Below are 15,442 nucleotides of genomic sequence, written 5' to 3'. Positions count from 1 at the left end.
ATGATTAAATTCTTAGTGATCTAATCTGCCTTCGATTGCATCAACTGATGTGATACCAGCTTCTGGCAAACTACGGTGCGGACGGGTTAAGAAAGGTGACTCTTTAACAAAGATACCTTTGACTAATAAAGCCGCGCCCAATAAAACGTGTGGTAACCAAACCTGGCCGCAGAAAGCGTAAGTTAAAGGTAAAGCGAACAGGAATGAACCCATTAATACATCAACACAAGCTTGCATTTGTATAGGGAAAACATTCAGCTGTCTGAAACCAATTGGATTTTGGCTAAATATTGCCATGATCAGTTGTAACCATCCCATAATTATTGGCATAAATAAAGCCGCTGCAATGGTAACGTGCGAAAATCCGAATGCCCATGGCGATGCAATAAGTAATAGGGCCACTGCGTAGTTGATAAATCCGTAAGCTGATTTTGAAATGAATGGTTTCATTATATGTCGATATAAATATTTGTCTTACGGCAAAATTAATAATTTATGTATAACATCATTTGTTTAATTAAAAAAAATGATGTGTTAGGCTTCTGCCTCTTTTCTGTCGGTCAATTTTGAGGCCACAAATGAAAATAATCCTAAAACTAACCCAAACAAAATACCAAATGCCGGCCCAAAAAGCAGCATCATTTCGCGCGGATGCGTCCCCTTATACATGGTAACCATATCATGATGATGCGCGGCGTAGCTGTCATAAAAATAGCAATGCACAGCGGTTATCCATACGCAATTTACCAGGCTAACTAAAAAGCCATGTAAAAAGTACCTGCCCGGCGCACCCCGTGCTATCACAATGGCGCAAAACACAAAAATTATAATCCAAAAGCCAGGTTCGGCACGTTCAGATATCAATGACACGGTAGCAAAGGCCATAATCAGCCCAAATACAGAGAGTTGAAATATCAGTTTCCAGTTCATAATAGTTTAATTTGGTTATATAAATATAACTAATTAAAATCAATCAATTATATACAAAAAAGCCTGCGACCATTAAATGGCGGGCTTTTGATATTTAGGAATGAGGCTAAATCATATTACTATTACTTTGATTGAGCTGCCGGTAATTTAAATTCTACCGGTAAGTTATAAGAAACTCTGACAGCCATTCCATCGTTCATTACGCCCGGCTTCCACTTAGGCGATGTCTTCATCAACCGGATAGCCTCGGCCTTCATGGCTTCTGACGGTCCTTCTGTAGCTTTTATATGCGTCAAAGATCCATCTGGTTCAACTATAAGCGATAGCATAACTTTTCCGGTTAATCCTTTGTCCAAATCGTCTTTTGGATACCTGATATTTTCGCTGATAAAATCGCCCAATGCTTCGGCACCACCGGGAAACTCTACCTGACGAAACGGGTTGTCAAAAACTTTATTCTGATCTGTCTCTGTATTGAAACTCTGGTAAGCAAATTTTAACGGTATGGTATATATTGCTCTTACCGCTTGCCCGTCTTTTACGCCGGGTTGCCATTTAGTCGCACTCAATACCGTTACCACCCGCACAGCTTCCTGCTTTAAAGCCTCACTCGGCCCGCGTACAGCTTTTATATTTGACAGTGCGCCATCTGGCTCTACTACAAAGGTTACTATAACCGTGCCCTGGATGCCCCTATCCCTATCCTCCCTTGGATAACGAACAATCTGGCCTACCAGTTTGTAAAACGCCCCAATACCTCCGGGATACTCAGGCTGCGTATCAACTTGCGTATAAACAGTATCAACAATAGCGACGTGATTAGCTGGGCTAACCGCTTTGGCCGCGGTTGATGACCCTATAAATATCAAGCCAAATAATACGATTAACAAGCTACACGTAGCCGCTAAGTTTCGAGGTAAAGTTTTTTTAGCGTAATGGTGCATGCTGTAAGTTTCAAAGGTTTAGGTTATAAACTTAACCATTGTTATTCATCCAACAAAAAAAGCCTGCAACAACAGTCGCAGGCTTTTAATTATGAAGGGTTTTTTAGGTTATTGCTTTTTCTTAGAAGTAATGATGATTACACCATTTTTACCACGGTCGCCATATAATTTGATCGCTTTATCATCTCTCAAAACCTCCATCGACGCTATATTTTCTTGTTTAATTTCCGGTATGGCTTTACCGGGACCATATTCTACGCCATCAATTACATAAAGCGGAGAATTAGCCTTTGAATGAGCCTTTTTAAGCAGCGAGTCTACCCTGACACCTGATTTAGGGGCATTGTCCGACTCTTCACTAAGTGTAAAATTAATTGGCACAGTATAAGACACTCTTACCGACTGCCCATTGTCAAGTTTACCGGGAATCCATTTAGGCGACATGCTCAATACCCTGACAGCCTCGGCTCCCATTCTTTCAGAAGGGCCTCGTACAACTCTAATATCTGACAATGAACCATCTTTCTCAACCACGAAGGTTGCAATAACTCTTCCTGATACGCCGTTTTCTCTATCTTCTTTAGGGAAACGAATGTAATTGCTGAGAAACTTGCCAAAATTCTCAATGCCGCCCGGGAACTGGGGTTGTTTAGCTACTACGTTGTAAATTTTTTCGCCCGTTGGCGGCGTTGTCTCGTTATCGGTTGGGGTCAAAGTAAAGTTAACCGGCACCGCGTACGATACGCGCACTACCCGCCCGTTTTGAACGCCGGGCCGCCACTTAGGCGATTGTAAGAGCGCGGCAACAGCGGCTTGTTTCAATGTCTCACTCGGGCCACGTAAAGCTTTTATGGTAGATAAGGTACCGTCTTTTTCTACTACAAAAGTGCAGATAACTTTACCTTGTACTTTATTTTCTCTGTCTACCTGTGGGTAATGTACAGCTTTACTTAAAAACTGACCAAAGGCTACCATTCCACCCGGAAACTGAGGCGCTTTTTCTACTTGCGAAAAAACGTTATTTCCGGCGGGCACCGTGTCTGTCTGGTTAATATCGACGGCCACCGCTTTGACCGGTTTATTTTTATTTGATTCGATCTTATTTTCCACCGGAGCTTCCGAACGACTAGTCATGTCGTTAATTACGCTGGTAGCAGGAATTTGCAAAGCTTTTTCTGTTTTTTTGTTGATGACCTTAATAACCTTGCTATTACTTACCGTTGCCGACGATAAGATCAGCATCAAAATAAATAATGGAGCCGACAGGCCATATTTAGCCAGCATCATTCGGTTTGATTTATTTTTCTGTAGCATTTTAATACGTTCTTTTAAAAGCGAGTGATTGTAAAAAGGTGTAACCAGGTTGTGCTGATCTGTCTGAAAAGTTTGGCTCAGTAACAGCATGGCATAATCTACTTTGTCGGTACCCTGCTCTATTACCTGTCTGTCGGCTATAAACTCATGGATATATTTTATAGCAAAGCGATACAGGTACACCACCGGGTTGAACCAATTGATGATCATTACCAATTCGATGATCATAACGTCGACCGAATGCCATTGCCCGGCATGCACCTCTTCATGCTCGGCTATTACAGACGATTCAGAAACATTCTTGCCCAGGCTAATCTTCTTAAAGAAAGAGTACGCCGCCGATGGCGCGGGTTGGTCCATAGATCTCTTCAGGACAAATAGCTGCCAAAATAAGCGCAATACCAGAAATACCGTCACCGCAATATAAATAGCGTTAAATATCTGGCCCAGAGTTAAAGAGTTTTGCGCCGATACATTTGGTTTAACTGTAAAATTGTACACTGCGGCAGCCATGTTTCCGCCATAAATGGTGTCCTGTACCTGCTGCGTAATAAACAGATTCTTTACCCAGTTGGCCTGTATAATAGGGATACAGAACGACAGTATCGCCGCCGCCACCAGGTAAATGCGATTAAGTTGGAAAAATGTTTCCTTACGCAATAAAAACGCGTAAAAGCCGAAGAACAATACCAGGTAAAAGTTTACCAGTATTAAGTAATGCCACCAGGTCATAAGGTTTTGGTTTTAGGTTATTGTTTTTTAAGTTTCTCAATCAATTTCATGATCTCGTCGGCCTCCTTTAAATCAATCTTTTCTTTTTTAACGAAGTAAGAGAACATGTGTTGAACAGAATTATCAAAATACCCGGTCATCAACTTATCGGTTGCAAAGCTTTGGTATGTCTCTTTGCTGATGATAGGATAATACTCATGGCTTTTTCCATGTGCTGTGTAAGCTACAAAGCCTTTAGCCTCTAGTATGCGTATAATGGTTGATACCGTATTGTACGCCGGTTTAGGTTCTGGCAGGTGCTCCAACACATCTTTTACAAAGCCTTTTTCAATTTGCCAAAGTATTTGCATTAATTGTTCTTCGGCGCGGGTTAACTCTTTAATTTCCATGGATTTTTTATTTAATTATGCTAGGGGATTATAATCTTAAACGAAGTTATTAGTTATAAATGATATTTACAACTAATTTTTTAGTTTATTTTATATTGAATATTTTTTCAGCATCTTCGTTGTCTACTCTTTCAACCTGTATAAACTATAAATGGACATAACTTTTCACGGCGCCGCCCGTAATGTAACCGGCAGCAAGCACCTGGTACACCTGCAAGACGGCACCAGCATTTTACTGGATTGCGGTATGTTTCAGGGCATGGGCGAGAACACCGAAGGCCTGAACGAACACTTTGGCTTTAACCCTAAGAAACTGGATTACATGATCCTGTCGCATGCGCATATAGATCATTGCGGCTTGATACCGCGCCTGGTTGCCGAAGGATTTAACGGTACGATTTTCTGTACATCGGCCACATTAGACCTTACCCGTATTCTGCTGCTTGACTCGGCCAAGATCCAAATGAGTGACGCGGAATACAGCAACAAGCATCGGGCAAAAAAGGGCTTACCACTTGAAGAGCCTTTATATACTGATGAGCAGGCAACCGAGGCTTTGCGTTTGTTCAAGATTGTTGAGTATCATGAAGAACATGCCATTACCCCAGATGTTAAATTTCATTTTAGCGATGCAGGGCATATCCTGGGCAGTTGCGCAGTACACCTAACCGTGACCGAAAATGGCAAGCAAACCCATATTACTTTTAGTGGCGATGTTGGCCGCTATGGCGACCTGCTATTGAAAAGCCCGCAACGTTTCCCACAGGCTGATTATATCCTGTTGGAGTCAACCTATGGCGATTCTTTACATAAAGAGCTGGAGCCTATTGAGAATGCTTTACTGGAGGTGATCAAGCAAACTTGCCTGGTTAAAAAGGGAAAGGTTATCATCCCGGCATTTAGCGTGGGGCGTACGCAGGAGTTGCTGTATGCCTTGAATGGATTAGAGCTAAAAGGTATTCTGCCAGATGTGCCTTATTATGTAGACAGCCCATTATCAGACAAAGCAACACAGGTATTGAAAGACCATCCTGAGGTATATAATGATGGCGTAAAACGCGTTTTAAAAATTGACGAAGATCCGTTTGATTTTAAAGGCTTACGTTTTGTGCAATCAACCGAAGAATCCATTGCTTTGAATGACGACCCGCGACCTTGTGTGATCATATCATCATCAGGTATGGCAGAAGCCGGGCGGGTTAAGCATCATATTAAAAACAACATCGATAATCCTAAAACCACCATTTTGATTGTGGGCTATTGCGAGCCAAGCTCGTTAGGCGGGCACCTGATGCGCGGCGACCATGAGGTTTATATTTTTGGCGATAAGTATGAGGTGAAAGCCGAGGTGCGCTCCATCAAATCAATGAGCGCCCATGGCGATTATGAGGACCTGCTGCATTTCTTAAAATGCCAGGACCCGAAAAAGGTTAAAAAGATCTTCCTGGTGCATGGTGAGTATGAGGTACAGCAGCACTTTGCCAACACGCTAAAGGAGCATGGTTTCCATAATGTGGAGATACCGTATCAGCATCAGAAGATTGGGTTGGAATAATTAGAGATTTGCTTTAATCCCGGCAGTAAATGACTGGTTACCAAGTTGACGGCTCGCGCGGCTAGCTTATCGCTTTTATAACGCTCTTGGCCGCTAAGGCCCATTACTTTTTCCTTGATGAAAAAGTAACAAAAAATCAAGTCATACGCAAGGCTTCTTGGCTCAGGGCATTTGCGCTGCAAGCCGATAAAACCTGGGCAGAGGCCTGTTGCCGCCTGTTGTCGCACAAGCCTGCGCTTCAGGCAACATTCCTAACAGCCCTGCCGCGCACTTGGCCACCATTGTTTTATCAGCTTCGCCTGAAGCTCTGCGTCTGACGTCTCGTTTCATTGAAGATTCTACAAATTATGTGGAATCAAAAAAAGCGCGCGATGGCCTGTCAGCAAACCGGGCCTGGGAGTTTTGCCTGTGGGGGGAAGGTTTTTGCTGACTTGATTTTTTGGTTCTTTTTCATCTAAGGAAAAAGAACTAGGCCTTAGCGGCCATGAGCGCTATAAAAGCGACAAGTAAAGATCATATAAGCGCTATTTCTAGCAATGCGGGGTTAAATCTCTGACTTAATTCACCAGCAATTTATACCCCTTACCATGCACATTGATAATCTCCACAGTCGGGTCATCCTTTAAGTACTTGCGGATCTTGCTCAGAAAAACATCCATACTGCGGCCGTTAAAGTAGTTGTCGTCATGCCAGATGTGTAGTAGGGCTTCTTCGCGGGTAAGCACCTCGTTGCGTTTCAGGCAAAGCAATCGAAGCAGCTCGGCTTCTTTGGTTGATAATTTTTGTTGGGTTCCGTTTATGGTGATAATTTGGGTAGTATAATCAAACCCATATTTACCAATTTCAAACTTGCTGGGCTGAGCATCTTCTTTTTTGCCGGTTTGTTCCGTACGTTTCAATAGGGCATTAATGCGCAGCAGCAACTCCTCTATACGGAAAGGTTTGGTAATATAATCGTCGCCGCCCAGGGTAAAGGCCTCGGTTTTATCTTCGATCATGCCTTTGGCAGTAGCAAAGATAATGGGCACATGCGGGTTGATCTTGCGTACGTCCTTACCCAGCGTAAAGCCATCTTTTTTTGGCATCATCACGTCCAGTATCAGCAAATCATAGCTTTGTTTGGTAAAAGCCTGCAAACCTTCCTCGCCGTCTGTACATAAAACAACTTCAAATTTTCCTTTTAACTGCAGATAGTCTTGAAGCAATAAACCCAGGTTTGGGTCGTCTTCAACCAATAGAATTTTTTTCATGGCAGGCAGGTGTTGTGTGGTTTATGTATTATTAACGGCAAATGCTATGCAGGTGTTATGCACCCTGAAACTTCAGCTCAAATTCAGACCCTTTGTCTTTTTCTGAGCGCACATTTATAGTACCATTTAATCTTTTTACTATCGTGTTAACATAACTTAATCCCAAGCCAAAACCCTTTACGTTATGCACATTACCTGTCGGGATACGATAAAACTGTTCAAATATTTTAGCCTGCTGATCGCGGCTCATGCCTATACCTTTATCGGCCACCTTAATAACCACCTGCCCATTCTTATTAGAGCTGGCTATAGTAATATGCGGCCTGTCGGTACTGTATTTTATGGCGTTGTCTATCAGGTTATATAACACGTTCGAAAAGTGCAGCTCGTCGGCATTGATCACCGCGTTTTCGGCATCCAGCTCCATCACTACCTCGGCATCGCATTTTTGTAGCTTAAGCTGCATGCTGTCAACTACAATCCCAATCATTTCGTTAACATCAAGCGGCTTTTTTTCCAGCTTAAAGTCGTTCTTATCAATCTTAGCAATATTCAGTACCCTTTCAATATGGCTGCCCAGGCGCTCATTCTCTTCATAGATAATATTGGCCAGACGCGAGATGCGGCTTCTATCTACCGCCATTTCATTATCCTTTAAAGCCTCGGCAGCTATCATGATGGTTGATACCGGAGTTTTAAATTCGTGAGTCATGTTGTTGATAAAATCGGTCCGCATTTCAGAGATTTTTTTTTGGCGGATGATGGCGAATATGGTAAAGCCAAAGCAAAATATCAGTACCAGCAACAGGCCTCCGGTAACACCCATAGTCGCAGTCATGCGGCCCAATATAAGTGAATTTTTTTGCGGGAAGGACAACCTGATCATCCCGGGATCGTTGATCACTTCCTCTTTAAAGATCTGCGAACTGTAACTGTCAGACACATTAAATATGGGCCTGGCTCCCGTCTTATCCATTGCGGTCGAAAAGATTACTGAATCATTCTTGGCGGTAGATATCTCATAATTGAACGGCAACGGAATACCCTGGTTCTGCAATTCCATCCGGAGTAGCGTATCTACAAAAAACGGATTGTTGATCCGTTTGCGTAAAGGCTCATTCGTACGTTGATATTCTTCTAACACATTTTGTATCGCGTTATGATGGTTGCTTACCTGGGCGGTCTGCAATGAGTCGATTGCCAGTATTTTTTTTACCCGGTTAAGCTGGTCTTGCTTCTGCTTACGTTGCTGATCCTCAACCCAAAGCGGATTGATTGTTTTTTTGGTGATCAGCTGCTCACCGAGCTGAGGGTCAATATAGGCGAAGTGTTGAACGATGTATTTTTCTATTTTTTGATGCTTATTTACCGCATGTGGATCAGGCACCTTAATAACCGGTGTAAACCGGCCAACAGGCTCGCCATTTTCATCGGTATACGCTTCAAAATGTAGTTGGATATTGCTTTCCAGCTCGTCCAGGCGCTGGCTCATCAGCATATGTTTCAAACTATCGCGCAGCATGGCCAGTTTATGTTTACGGCGCAATTGTTTTTTGATGGCATCCTTATCGCCTGATAAAAAATGAACAACCGAATTGCCCTTATCAGAGATCTCGATAGTTTGTCCTTGTGGTACAGGCTTATCAGTTCCTGCCATTCGGCGGGCCTTGTCCATCAAAAAATTATTGGCATCCTGCTTTTTTAACTTTTCTACAACATTGCTCAGCGCCTCGTTAACCGAACGGTCAAAGAGTGTAGATTGCAGGTTGTAAGATTGCACCAGAAAGTATAGCTGCATAGCAATTACCCCTAAAAGCGCAAAGCCCATCAAGCCTATAATTATACGTATGCTACTCTTTTTCAACCTGCTTAAATTTCAGTAATAACAAAAATATCTTAAATATACCTACAAAGGGGCCTTTTAACAATTTTTAACATCTGTTGGAAAGGCGGGGACTCACCCCGACTTCGCTACGCTTGTCGACCCTCTCTTCCGCAAGCGGGAAAGAGGGTTATGTTATTTGATATCGAATAATGAATGCTGAATTTCTAAACCCTCTTTCCGCCAAAGGCGAAGAGAGGGTGGCCCGGCGAAGCGTCGGCCGGGTGAGTCCCCGCCGCCCCTAAACAACAAAATCCCGCTTCCGCGGGATTTTGTAATCGTTAAATGCTCTATAACAGTCTCTGCGACTAATTAAAATGGCAAATCGTCATCTTCTGGAGCCGAGCTGATATCAGCAGGAGCTGCGTATTCTGGTGCCGGGCTGCTGCCTGCGCCGCTAAGTACGTTTACTTTCCATAGTTGCATAGAGTTAAAATAGCTCTTTTTGCCGGTTTTGTCTGTCCATGGGCGGCCTCTTAAATTGAAGAAAACTTCAACATCATCGCCTACTTTAAGGGCGTCTATCAGGTTGCAGCGATCTTGTATAGCTTCAAATTTCAAGTACTCCGGGTATTGCGGATTCTCTACGTATTCAACTATTAGCTCTCTTTTCTTCAGTGCTTCGGTAACTTGCAGTGTCGGGAATATCTCGTGTACTTTGCCCTTAATTTCCATAAATTTCAAAATTAAAAACGTAAAGTTAACAGATAAAGATGTGTAAATTCACACATTATTGCGTAAGTTTTCCACACTAAATTAAGCAGTATTAATACCAATACTTTTTTAGAATAAAATGCAGATAATCAGTGTAATTAGCCGTAAAAATTCAATCAGAAGTTTATCGCTTTGCGTGGTATTAATGGTGGTAGGGTTGATGGCCTTCTGTAAAAAAGAAGCAGTAAAAGCGGTTGATGAAAGGCCCAATATCATTTTTATCTTAACCGACGATCAACGTTTTGACGCTTTAGGCGCCAGGGGAAACTCAATTATCCAGACACCCAATATGGATAAACTGGCCAAAGCCGGCATATTATTCAGGAACGCGTATGTTACCACCTCTATTTGCTGCGTTAGCCGTGCCAGTATCCTGACCGGGCAATACGAATCCCGCCATAACATCAATGATTTTAATACCGATCTTTCTGCACAGGCGCTGTCTCAAACCTATCCGGCTTTATTAAAGCACGCCGGTTATAAAATGGGTTTTATAGGCAAATTTGGTGTTGGTACAAGGCCACCCGGCCGTTTGTTTAATTATTGGGTAAATACTGAAGCAGGCGACAAGCTGCAACCCGATTATATCACGATAGGTAAAAATGGGCAACCTATCCATGATACCGATACCATTGGCCATGCTATACAAGAATTTTTAGGCGAATATGGCAGTAAGCAGCCATTTTGCCTTTCGGTAAGTTTTAAGGCCCCGCATGAGCAAGACGGCGATCCGCCTACTTATGTTGTGCAGCCACGTTATCAGCATTTGTATGATAATATAACCATACCCACGCCACTAACAGCAGCGCCAGAGTATTGGAACAAATTTCCGGATTTTTTTAGAACCGAAGAAAACTTTGGCCGCCTACGCTGGCACGGACTTTTTGGAACGCCCGAGCTGTTCCAGGAGAACGTTAAAAATTATTACCGGTTAATTACAGGCGTTGATGACGTACTTGGAGAGATGACCCAAAAACTGGAACAATTGGGCATCGACAAAAAAACCATCATTATATTAATGGGCGATAACGGCATGTTTTTAGGCGAACACGGTATGGAAGGCAAGTGGTATGGCTATGAAGAATCTATCAGGGTGCCGATGTTTATTTATGACCCGACAGCGCCAGGAAAACTGCAGGGTTATACATCCAACCAGATTGCGCTGAATATTGATATTGCACCCACTATTTTGGCTATGGCCGGTTTGAAAGCCCCATACGGCATGCAGGGCGTAAACCTGGAGGATATGCTGCAGGGCAAACTGCCCGCGCGCGAAGACTTTTTTTACCAGCATTATTATCTGGGTAGCCCCAGCATCCCTAAAGAAGAAGGTATAGTTACCAAAAGGTTTAAATACATGAAGTTTATTGAGCACAATTACGAGGAATTGTATGACATCCCGAATGATCCACATGAAACTACCAATTTGGCGAAGGACCCGAAATATATAGCTATACTTACTGATTTGCGGCAACGACTAAAGGATAGAAAAAAAGCTTCGTTCTAAGATTATGCTTGTATAAACAGATGCCTCACTGCGTATTTGCTTTTTATACGTACTTTTGCCGCCTATGTCAGTTTTCCAAACAGAGAGTAAAATCATCATCACCTGTAACAAAAGGTTGGCCCCATACCTGCAACAAGAAGTTGAAGAACTGGGCTTTACCCCTACCCGTGTTTTCCAAACCGGTATTGAACTACAGGCTACAGTTACAGAAACCATTAGTCTTAACTTAAACCTGCGCTGCGCCAGCCAGATCTTATACTCGTTGCACAGCTTTACCGCCGCCGGCCCGCAAGAGCTATATGACGAACTGGTTAAAATAGAATGGGAAACGTTGATTGACTTTAGCGGCTATTTCTCTGTGACATCAAACGTAAATAACGAGCATATTTTAACGCCATTGTTTGCCAATGTGAAGGTAAAGGATGCTATAGTCGACCGGATTAAATCTGTAAAAGGCATTCGCCCAAATTCAGGATCTGATGCTAATAAAACCGTAATACACCTTTACTGGCAAGACGACAAGGCTGAGATATTCCTGGATACATCAGGCGAAACCCTGGCTAAACACAGCTATCGCAAAATACCGGGTAAAGCACCTATGCTGGAAGCTCTGGCTACATCAACCATCATGGCTACCAACTGGGATAGGAAAAGCACATTTATTAATCCGATGTGCGGTTCGGGGACTTTGGCTATCGAGGCCGCTTTAATGGCTACCGATAAGCATCCCGGGCTGTTTCGTATGAACTATGGCTTTATGCACATTATGGGTTACGACGAGCAAATATTTTTTGCCGAGCGCCGTATTTTAAAAGATAAATCAAAGAAAGATATTGGTTTCAGGATCATCGCTACAGATATCTCTCAGGACGCAGTTGAAGTGTCTGAAAAAAATGCCCGCACGGCCGGTGTAGAACATTTGATAGAATTTAGTGTTTGTGACTTTGAAGAAACCCCGGTGCCCGAGGAACCCGGCGTAGTAATGTTTAACCCCGAGTATGGCGAGCGTTTAGGCGTACACACCAAACTGGAGGCTACCTACAAACGCATAGGCGACTTCATGAAGAAAAAATGCCTGGACTATCGCGGTTACATTTTTACCGGCAACCCCGACCTGGCTAAAAAGATAGGTTTACGTGCCGCAAGGCGCATTGAGTTTTATAACGGCAAACTGGATTGCCGTTTATTAGAATATGAATTATACCAGGGCAGCAAGCGCGAGCCCAGAGAGGATATTTAGTATGAAAAAGCTATTATTAGTTGCCACGATATTATTGACTGGTTTTTTTGCCCGGGCGCAAGAGACGCTTGCCTTTCCGTTTCAGGGTGGTAAGGATGTGATGAGCAAGTTTTTTAAAGACAGCGTAATCGTATCGCCCCAGTTAATTAGCCGCAGGGCCACCGGCACCGCGGTTTTTAAATTTACTGCCGATGAGAGCGGCGTTATCAAAAAAATCATCATTTATTATGCGGATGATATCACGCTCACGCAACCATTAATTGCAGCGTTAAAAAAATCAAATAAAAAATGGATCATTCCTGATCATGAAAAGGCGCATGATTTTATTATTCCTTTTAACATAACTTTCGTTCCTCCGGCTACGCCGCCAAACGGGCTGGCAAAGGCTGTTTATAATTTTTACACCCACCGCAAACCGGTAATTTCTTTTGACCAGGTTCCGCTTGACATGGCAACTTTATTGCCTACTGTAAGTATAAATTACGAACTGGGACAATAAAATTATTTTTTTTGTTAAAAAAATAAATCCAGACGCTTAAAACTTTCGTAGTTAGGGGTAACAACCCCTAAACACAACATGAGTAATAAGCTAAATGTAAAAATTAAAGCCATAGCGGCTATTATTAGAAAGAAACGCGAAGAAAGAAATTATACACAGGAATACCTGGCTTATAAGTTAAATATCTCGCAAAATGCGTATAGTAAAATTGAGCTGGGTTATACCAAAATCACTGTCGAAAGATTATTTCAGATAGCAGAGGTTTTGGAGATAAATGCGGCCGATTTATTAAATCCAGATCCAACAGAAAAGGCAACTTTACGTAACGGTACCGATTAGAGATTCTATATTTGCAGCACATTTGCAAATATGGAACACGCTACCATAATCAACAATACCATACAATTTGTTAAAGACACGCTAAAAAACGCCGAAGGCGGGCATGACTGGTGGCACATACACCGGGTTTGGACAAATGCTAAACACATAGCCCAGACTGAAAAAGTTGACCTGCTAACGGTAGAGCTTGCCGCCCTGCTACATGACATTGCCGACAGCAAATTCCACAACGGCGATGAAGAAATAGGCCCAACCACTGCGGGCAACTATTTAACCGGCATCAACATCGCCCCTACAACTACCTTGCACGTACAAAACATTATCAGGTACATGTCTTTTAAATCGGGCTTTGATAAACCTGTATTTCACTCGCCCGAACTGGCCGTAGTGCAGGATGCCGACAGACTGGATGCCATTGGCGCTATTGGTATAGCACGCGCCTTCAGCTACGGTGGATTTAAAGGTCGTGAGCTTTACAATCCCGAAATAAAACCTGACCCTAATCAAAGCAAAGTAGCTTATAAAAACTCTACTGCGCCCACCATCAACCATTTTTACGAAAAGCTATTACTGCTCAAAGACAAAATGAATACCGACACAGGTAAGCACCTGGCAGCGCAACGCCATGAGTTTATGGAAACCTACTTAAAGCAATTTTATACTGAATGTGATTTTAATTTTTAGACTTATCTAAAAAAATGATTAGCTTTGTCTAATTAATTAATTTATGAAAAAGTATTTACTCGCAATAAATCTATTTCTCGCTACTGCTTTATTAGCATCGGCGCAGGACACGCTTAAGAAAGAACGCTTCAGTTTTCATTTTCAGCAAACCATTATCACACAATACAAGCCTGCATTTGGCGCAAAATATACCGGCGACAATAGTTTGCAGACAGGCACAGAAACACAAAGCTCCATCACCTCTACCCTGTATGGCGGTGCTCGCTTATGGAAAGGCGCGGAAGCTTATTTTAACCCCGAGATCTCGGGCGGTTCTGGGTTAAGCAAAACATTGGGCGTGGCAGGCTTTCCTAACGGGGAAACTTTTAGAGTGGGGAGCGCTTCGCCATCTATTTATATCGGCCGCTTATATTTAAAGCAAACCTTTGGTTGGGGTAATGAAGTGGATACGCTACAACCCGATCTAAATCAATTAGGCGGGGTGCGCAGCAAGCGTTATCTATCAATCACCGCAGGTAAATTTGGCATGGCCGATTATTTTGACGGGAACGAGTTTAGCCATGACCCACGCACGCAGTTCATGAACTGGTCGCTGATGGATAATGGCGCCTGGGATTACCCGGCCAATACGCGTGGCTATGTGCTGGGCGCAGTGGCCGAGCTAGGCATGCCCGACTGGTCGCTAAGGTTTGCCTTTACGGCGTCTACAACGCAAGCCAACGGCGCAATTTGGGACCAACAGATTGGCAAAGCCAATACGCAGACTCTAGAGTTTGAGAAACGCTATACCATCAATGGCTTTAAAGGTACCACCCGTGTGCTGGGCTTTTTAAACAACGGCAAAATGGGCAATTACAATCAGGCATTGGCTTTGAATCCAACTGCGCCGAATGTAGATACAACACAGGCTTATGGCCGTCATAAATATGGGTTCGGCATTAGTGCCGATCAATACCTGAGCAAGAACTTCGGTGTATTTGCCAAAGTGAGTTATAACGATGGTCATACCCAAACCTGGTATTTTACAGAGATTGACCGCTCTGTAAGTTTTGGAGCCACACTTAAAGGCGCAGGATGGAATCGCAAAGATGATGAGTTAGCGCTTGCCTTCATTGGCAATGGCTTATCGACACCGCATCGCGATTACCTCGCTGCCGGTGGTTATGGTTTTTTGATTGGCGACGGCAAACTAAACTATGCTCCTGAAATGATTGCCGAGCTTTACTACAAAATCAATGCTTATCAGAATAAATTCTTTCTGTCGCCAGATTACCAGTTTATTGTAAACCCGGCTTACAATAAAGACCGCGGGCCGGTAAACGTTTTCTCTATCAGGGCTCACGTAGAGTTTTAAAGAGAGGGTAAGGCCTGTGCGATTCCCCTCTTGAGAGGGGTGGGAGGTGTCCTTTCGCACGTTTAACACACCCCTGCAGCCGCACTACCTAGCGCCCCCTCTCAAGAGG

General features: G+C 43.2%; 15 protein-coding genes. 7 read left to right on the top strand and 8 right to left on the bottom strand.

Annotated elements, in window-relative coordinates; translation table 11 throughout:
- Positions 1 to 12: 12 nt before the first annotated feature.
- The 5 genes from HB679_RS17540 to HB679_RS17520 form a co-directional block, all read right to left on the bottom strand.
- The gene (locus HB679_RS17540; RefSeq protein ID WP_214073317.1) at positions 13 to 450 is read right to left on the bottom strand and encodes a hypothetical protein; all 438 of its coding nucleotides are present in this window, start codon (positions 448 to 450) and stop codon (positions 13 to 15) included.
- 84 nt (positions 451 to 534) lie between these two features.
- Complete coding sequence (locus HB679_RS17535) at positions 535 to 930, bottom strand: hypothetical protein (protein ID WP_214073316.1); 396 nt, start codon at positions 928 to 930, stop codon at positions 535 to 537.
- A 122-nt stretch (positions 931 to 1,052) separates the two neighbouring features.
- Positions 1,053 to 1,820, bottom strand: coding sequence for an energy transducer TonB (locus HB679_RS17530; RefSeq protein ID WP_214073315.1), 768 nt, complete (start codon positions 1,818 to 1,820; stop codon positions 1,053 to 1,055).
- Positions 1,821 to 1,982: 162 nt separating this feature from the next.
- Entirely contained in the window at positions 1,983 to 3,920 is a 1,938-nt protein-coding gene (locus HB679_RS17525; protein WP_214073314.1) for a M56 family metallopeptidase, read from the bottom strand.
- 17 nt (positions 3,921 to 3,937) lie between these two features.
- Positions 3,938 to 4,309, bottom strand: a complete 372-nt coding sequence (locus tag HB679_RS17520) for a BlaI/MecI/CopY family transcriptional regulator (protein WP_214073313.1) — start codon at positions 4,307 to 4,309, stop codon at positions 3,938 to 3,940.
- 151 nt (positions 4,310 to 4,460) lie between these two features.
- On the opposite strand from HB679_RS17520, the gene HB679_RS17515 reads away from it, so the two are divergent.
- Entirely contained in the window at positions 4,461 to 5,864 is a 1,404-nt protein-coding gene (locus HB679_RS17515) for an MBL fold metallo-hydrolase (protein WP_214073312.1), read from the top strand.
- Positions 5,865 to 6,421: 557 nt separating this feature from the next.
- On the opposite strand, the gene HB679_RS17510 is transcribed toward HB679_RS17515, so the two are convergent.
- The 3 genes from HB679_RS17510 to HB679_RS17500 all read right to left on the bottom strand — a co-directional run bounded on the left by HB679_RS17510 (position 6,422) and on the right by HB679_RS17500 (position 9,671).
- A complete protein-coding gene (locus HB679_RS17510) occupies positions 6,422 to 7,114 on the bottom strand; it encodes a response regulator transcription factor (protein WP_214073311.1) in 693 nt (230 codons plus the stop codon).
- A gap of 55 nt (positions 7,115 to 7,169) precedes the next feature.
- On the bottom strand, positions 7,170 to 8,978 hold the full coding sequence (locus tag HB679_RS17505) for a HAMP domain-containing sensor histidine kinase (RefSeq protein WP_214073310.1): 1,809 nt from the start codon (positions 8,976 to 8,978) through the stop codon (positions 7,170 to 7,172).
- A gap of 330 nt (positions 8,979 to 9,308) precedes the next feature.
- Positions 9,309 to 9,671 carry a DUF3127 domain-containing protein gene (locus HB679_RS17500; protein ID WP_214073309.1) on the bottom strand — a complete coding sequence of 121 codons (363 nt, stop codon included), beginning with the start codon at positions 9,669 to 9,671 and terminating at the stop codon, positions 9,309 to 9,311.
- Between the two features lie 118 nt (positions 9,672 to 9,789).
- On the opposite strand from HB679_RS17500, the gene HB679_RS17495 reads away from it, so the two are divergent.
- The 6 genes from HB679_RS17495 to HB679_RS17470 all read left to right on the top strand — a co-directional run bounded on the left by HB679_RS17495 (position 9,790) and on the right by HB679_RS17470 (position 15,333).
- Positions 9,790 to 11,217, top strand: a complete 1,428-nt coding sequence (locus HB679_RS17495) for a sulfatase (protein WP_214073308.1) — start codon at positions 9,790 to 9,792, stop codon at positions 11,215 to 11,217.
- Between the two features lie 64 nt (positions 11,218 to 11,281).
- Complete coding sequence (locus tag HB679_RS17490; RefSeq protein WP_214073307.1) at positions 11,282 to 12,457, top strand: class I SAM-dependent RNA methyltransferase; 1,176 nt, start codon at positions 11,282 to 11,284, stop codon at positions 12,455 to 12,457.
- A 1-nt stretch (position 12,458) separates the two neighbouring features.
- Complete coding sequence (locus HB679_RS17485) at positions 12,459 to 12,956, top strand: hypothetical protein (protein WP_214073306.1); 498 nt, start codon at positions 12,459 to 12,461, stop codon at positions 12,954 to 12,956.
- Between the two features lie 78 nt (positions 12,957 to 13,034).
- Positions 13,035 to 13,295: a helix-turn-helix transcriptional regulator gene (locus HB679_RS17480; RefSeq protein WP_214073305.1), complete on the top strand. Its 261-nt coding sequence runs from the start codon at positions 13,035 to 13,037 to the stop codon at positions 13,293 to 13,295.
- 30 nt (positions 13,296 to 13,325) lie between these two features.
- The gene (locus HB679_RS17475; protein WP_214073304.1) at positions 13,326 to 13,979 is read left to right on the top strand and encodes an HD domain-containing protein; all 654 of its coding nucleotides are present in this window, start codon (positions 13,326 to 13,328) and stop codon (positions 13,977 to 13,979) included.
- 43 nt (positions 13,980 to 14,022) lie between these two features.
- On the top strand, positions 14,023 to 15,333 hold the full coding sequence (locus tag HB679_RS17470; RefSeq protein WP_214073303.1) for a carbohydrate porin: 1,311 nt from the start codon (positions 14,023 to 14,025) through the stop codon (positions 15,331 to 15,333).
- The last annotated feature ends 109 nt before the right edge of the window (positions 15,334 to 15,442 follow it).

The sequence above is a fragment of the Mucilaginibacter sp. dw_454 genome, assembly GCF_018449775.1.
GTDB lineage: Bacteria > Bacteroidota > Bacteroidia > Sphingobacteriales > Sphingobacteriaceae > Mucilaginibacter.
This window is presented reverse-complemented; position numbering and strand designations above follow the sequence as displayed.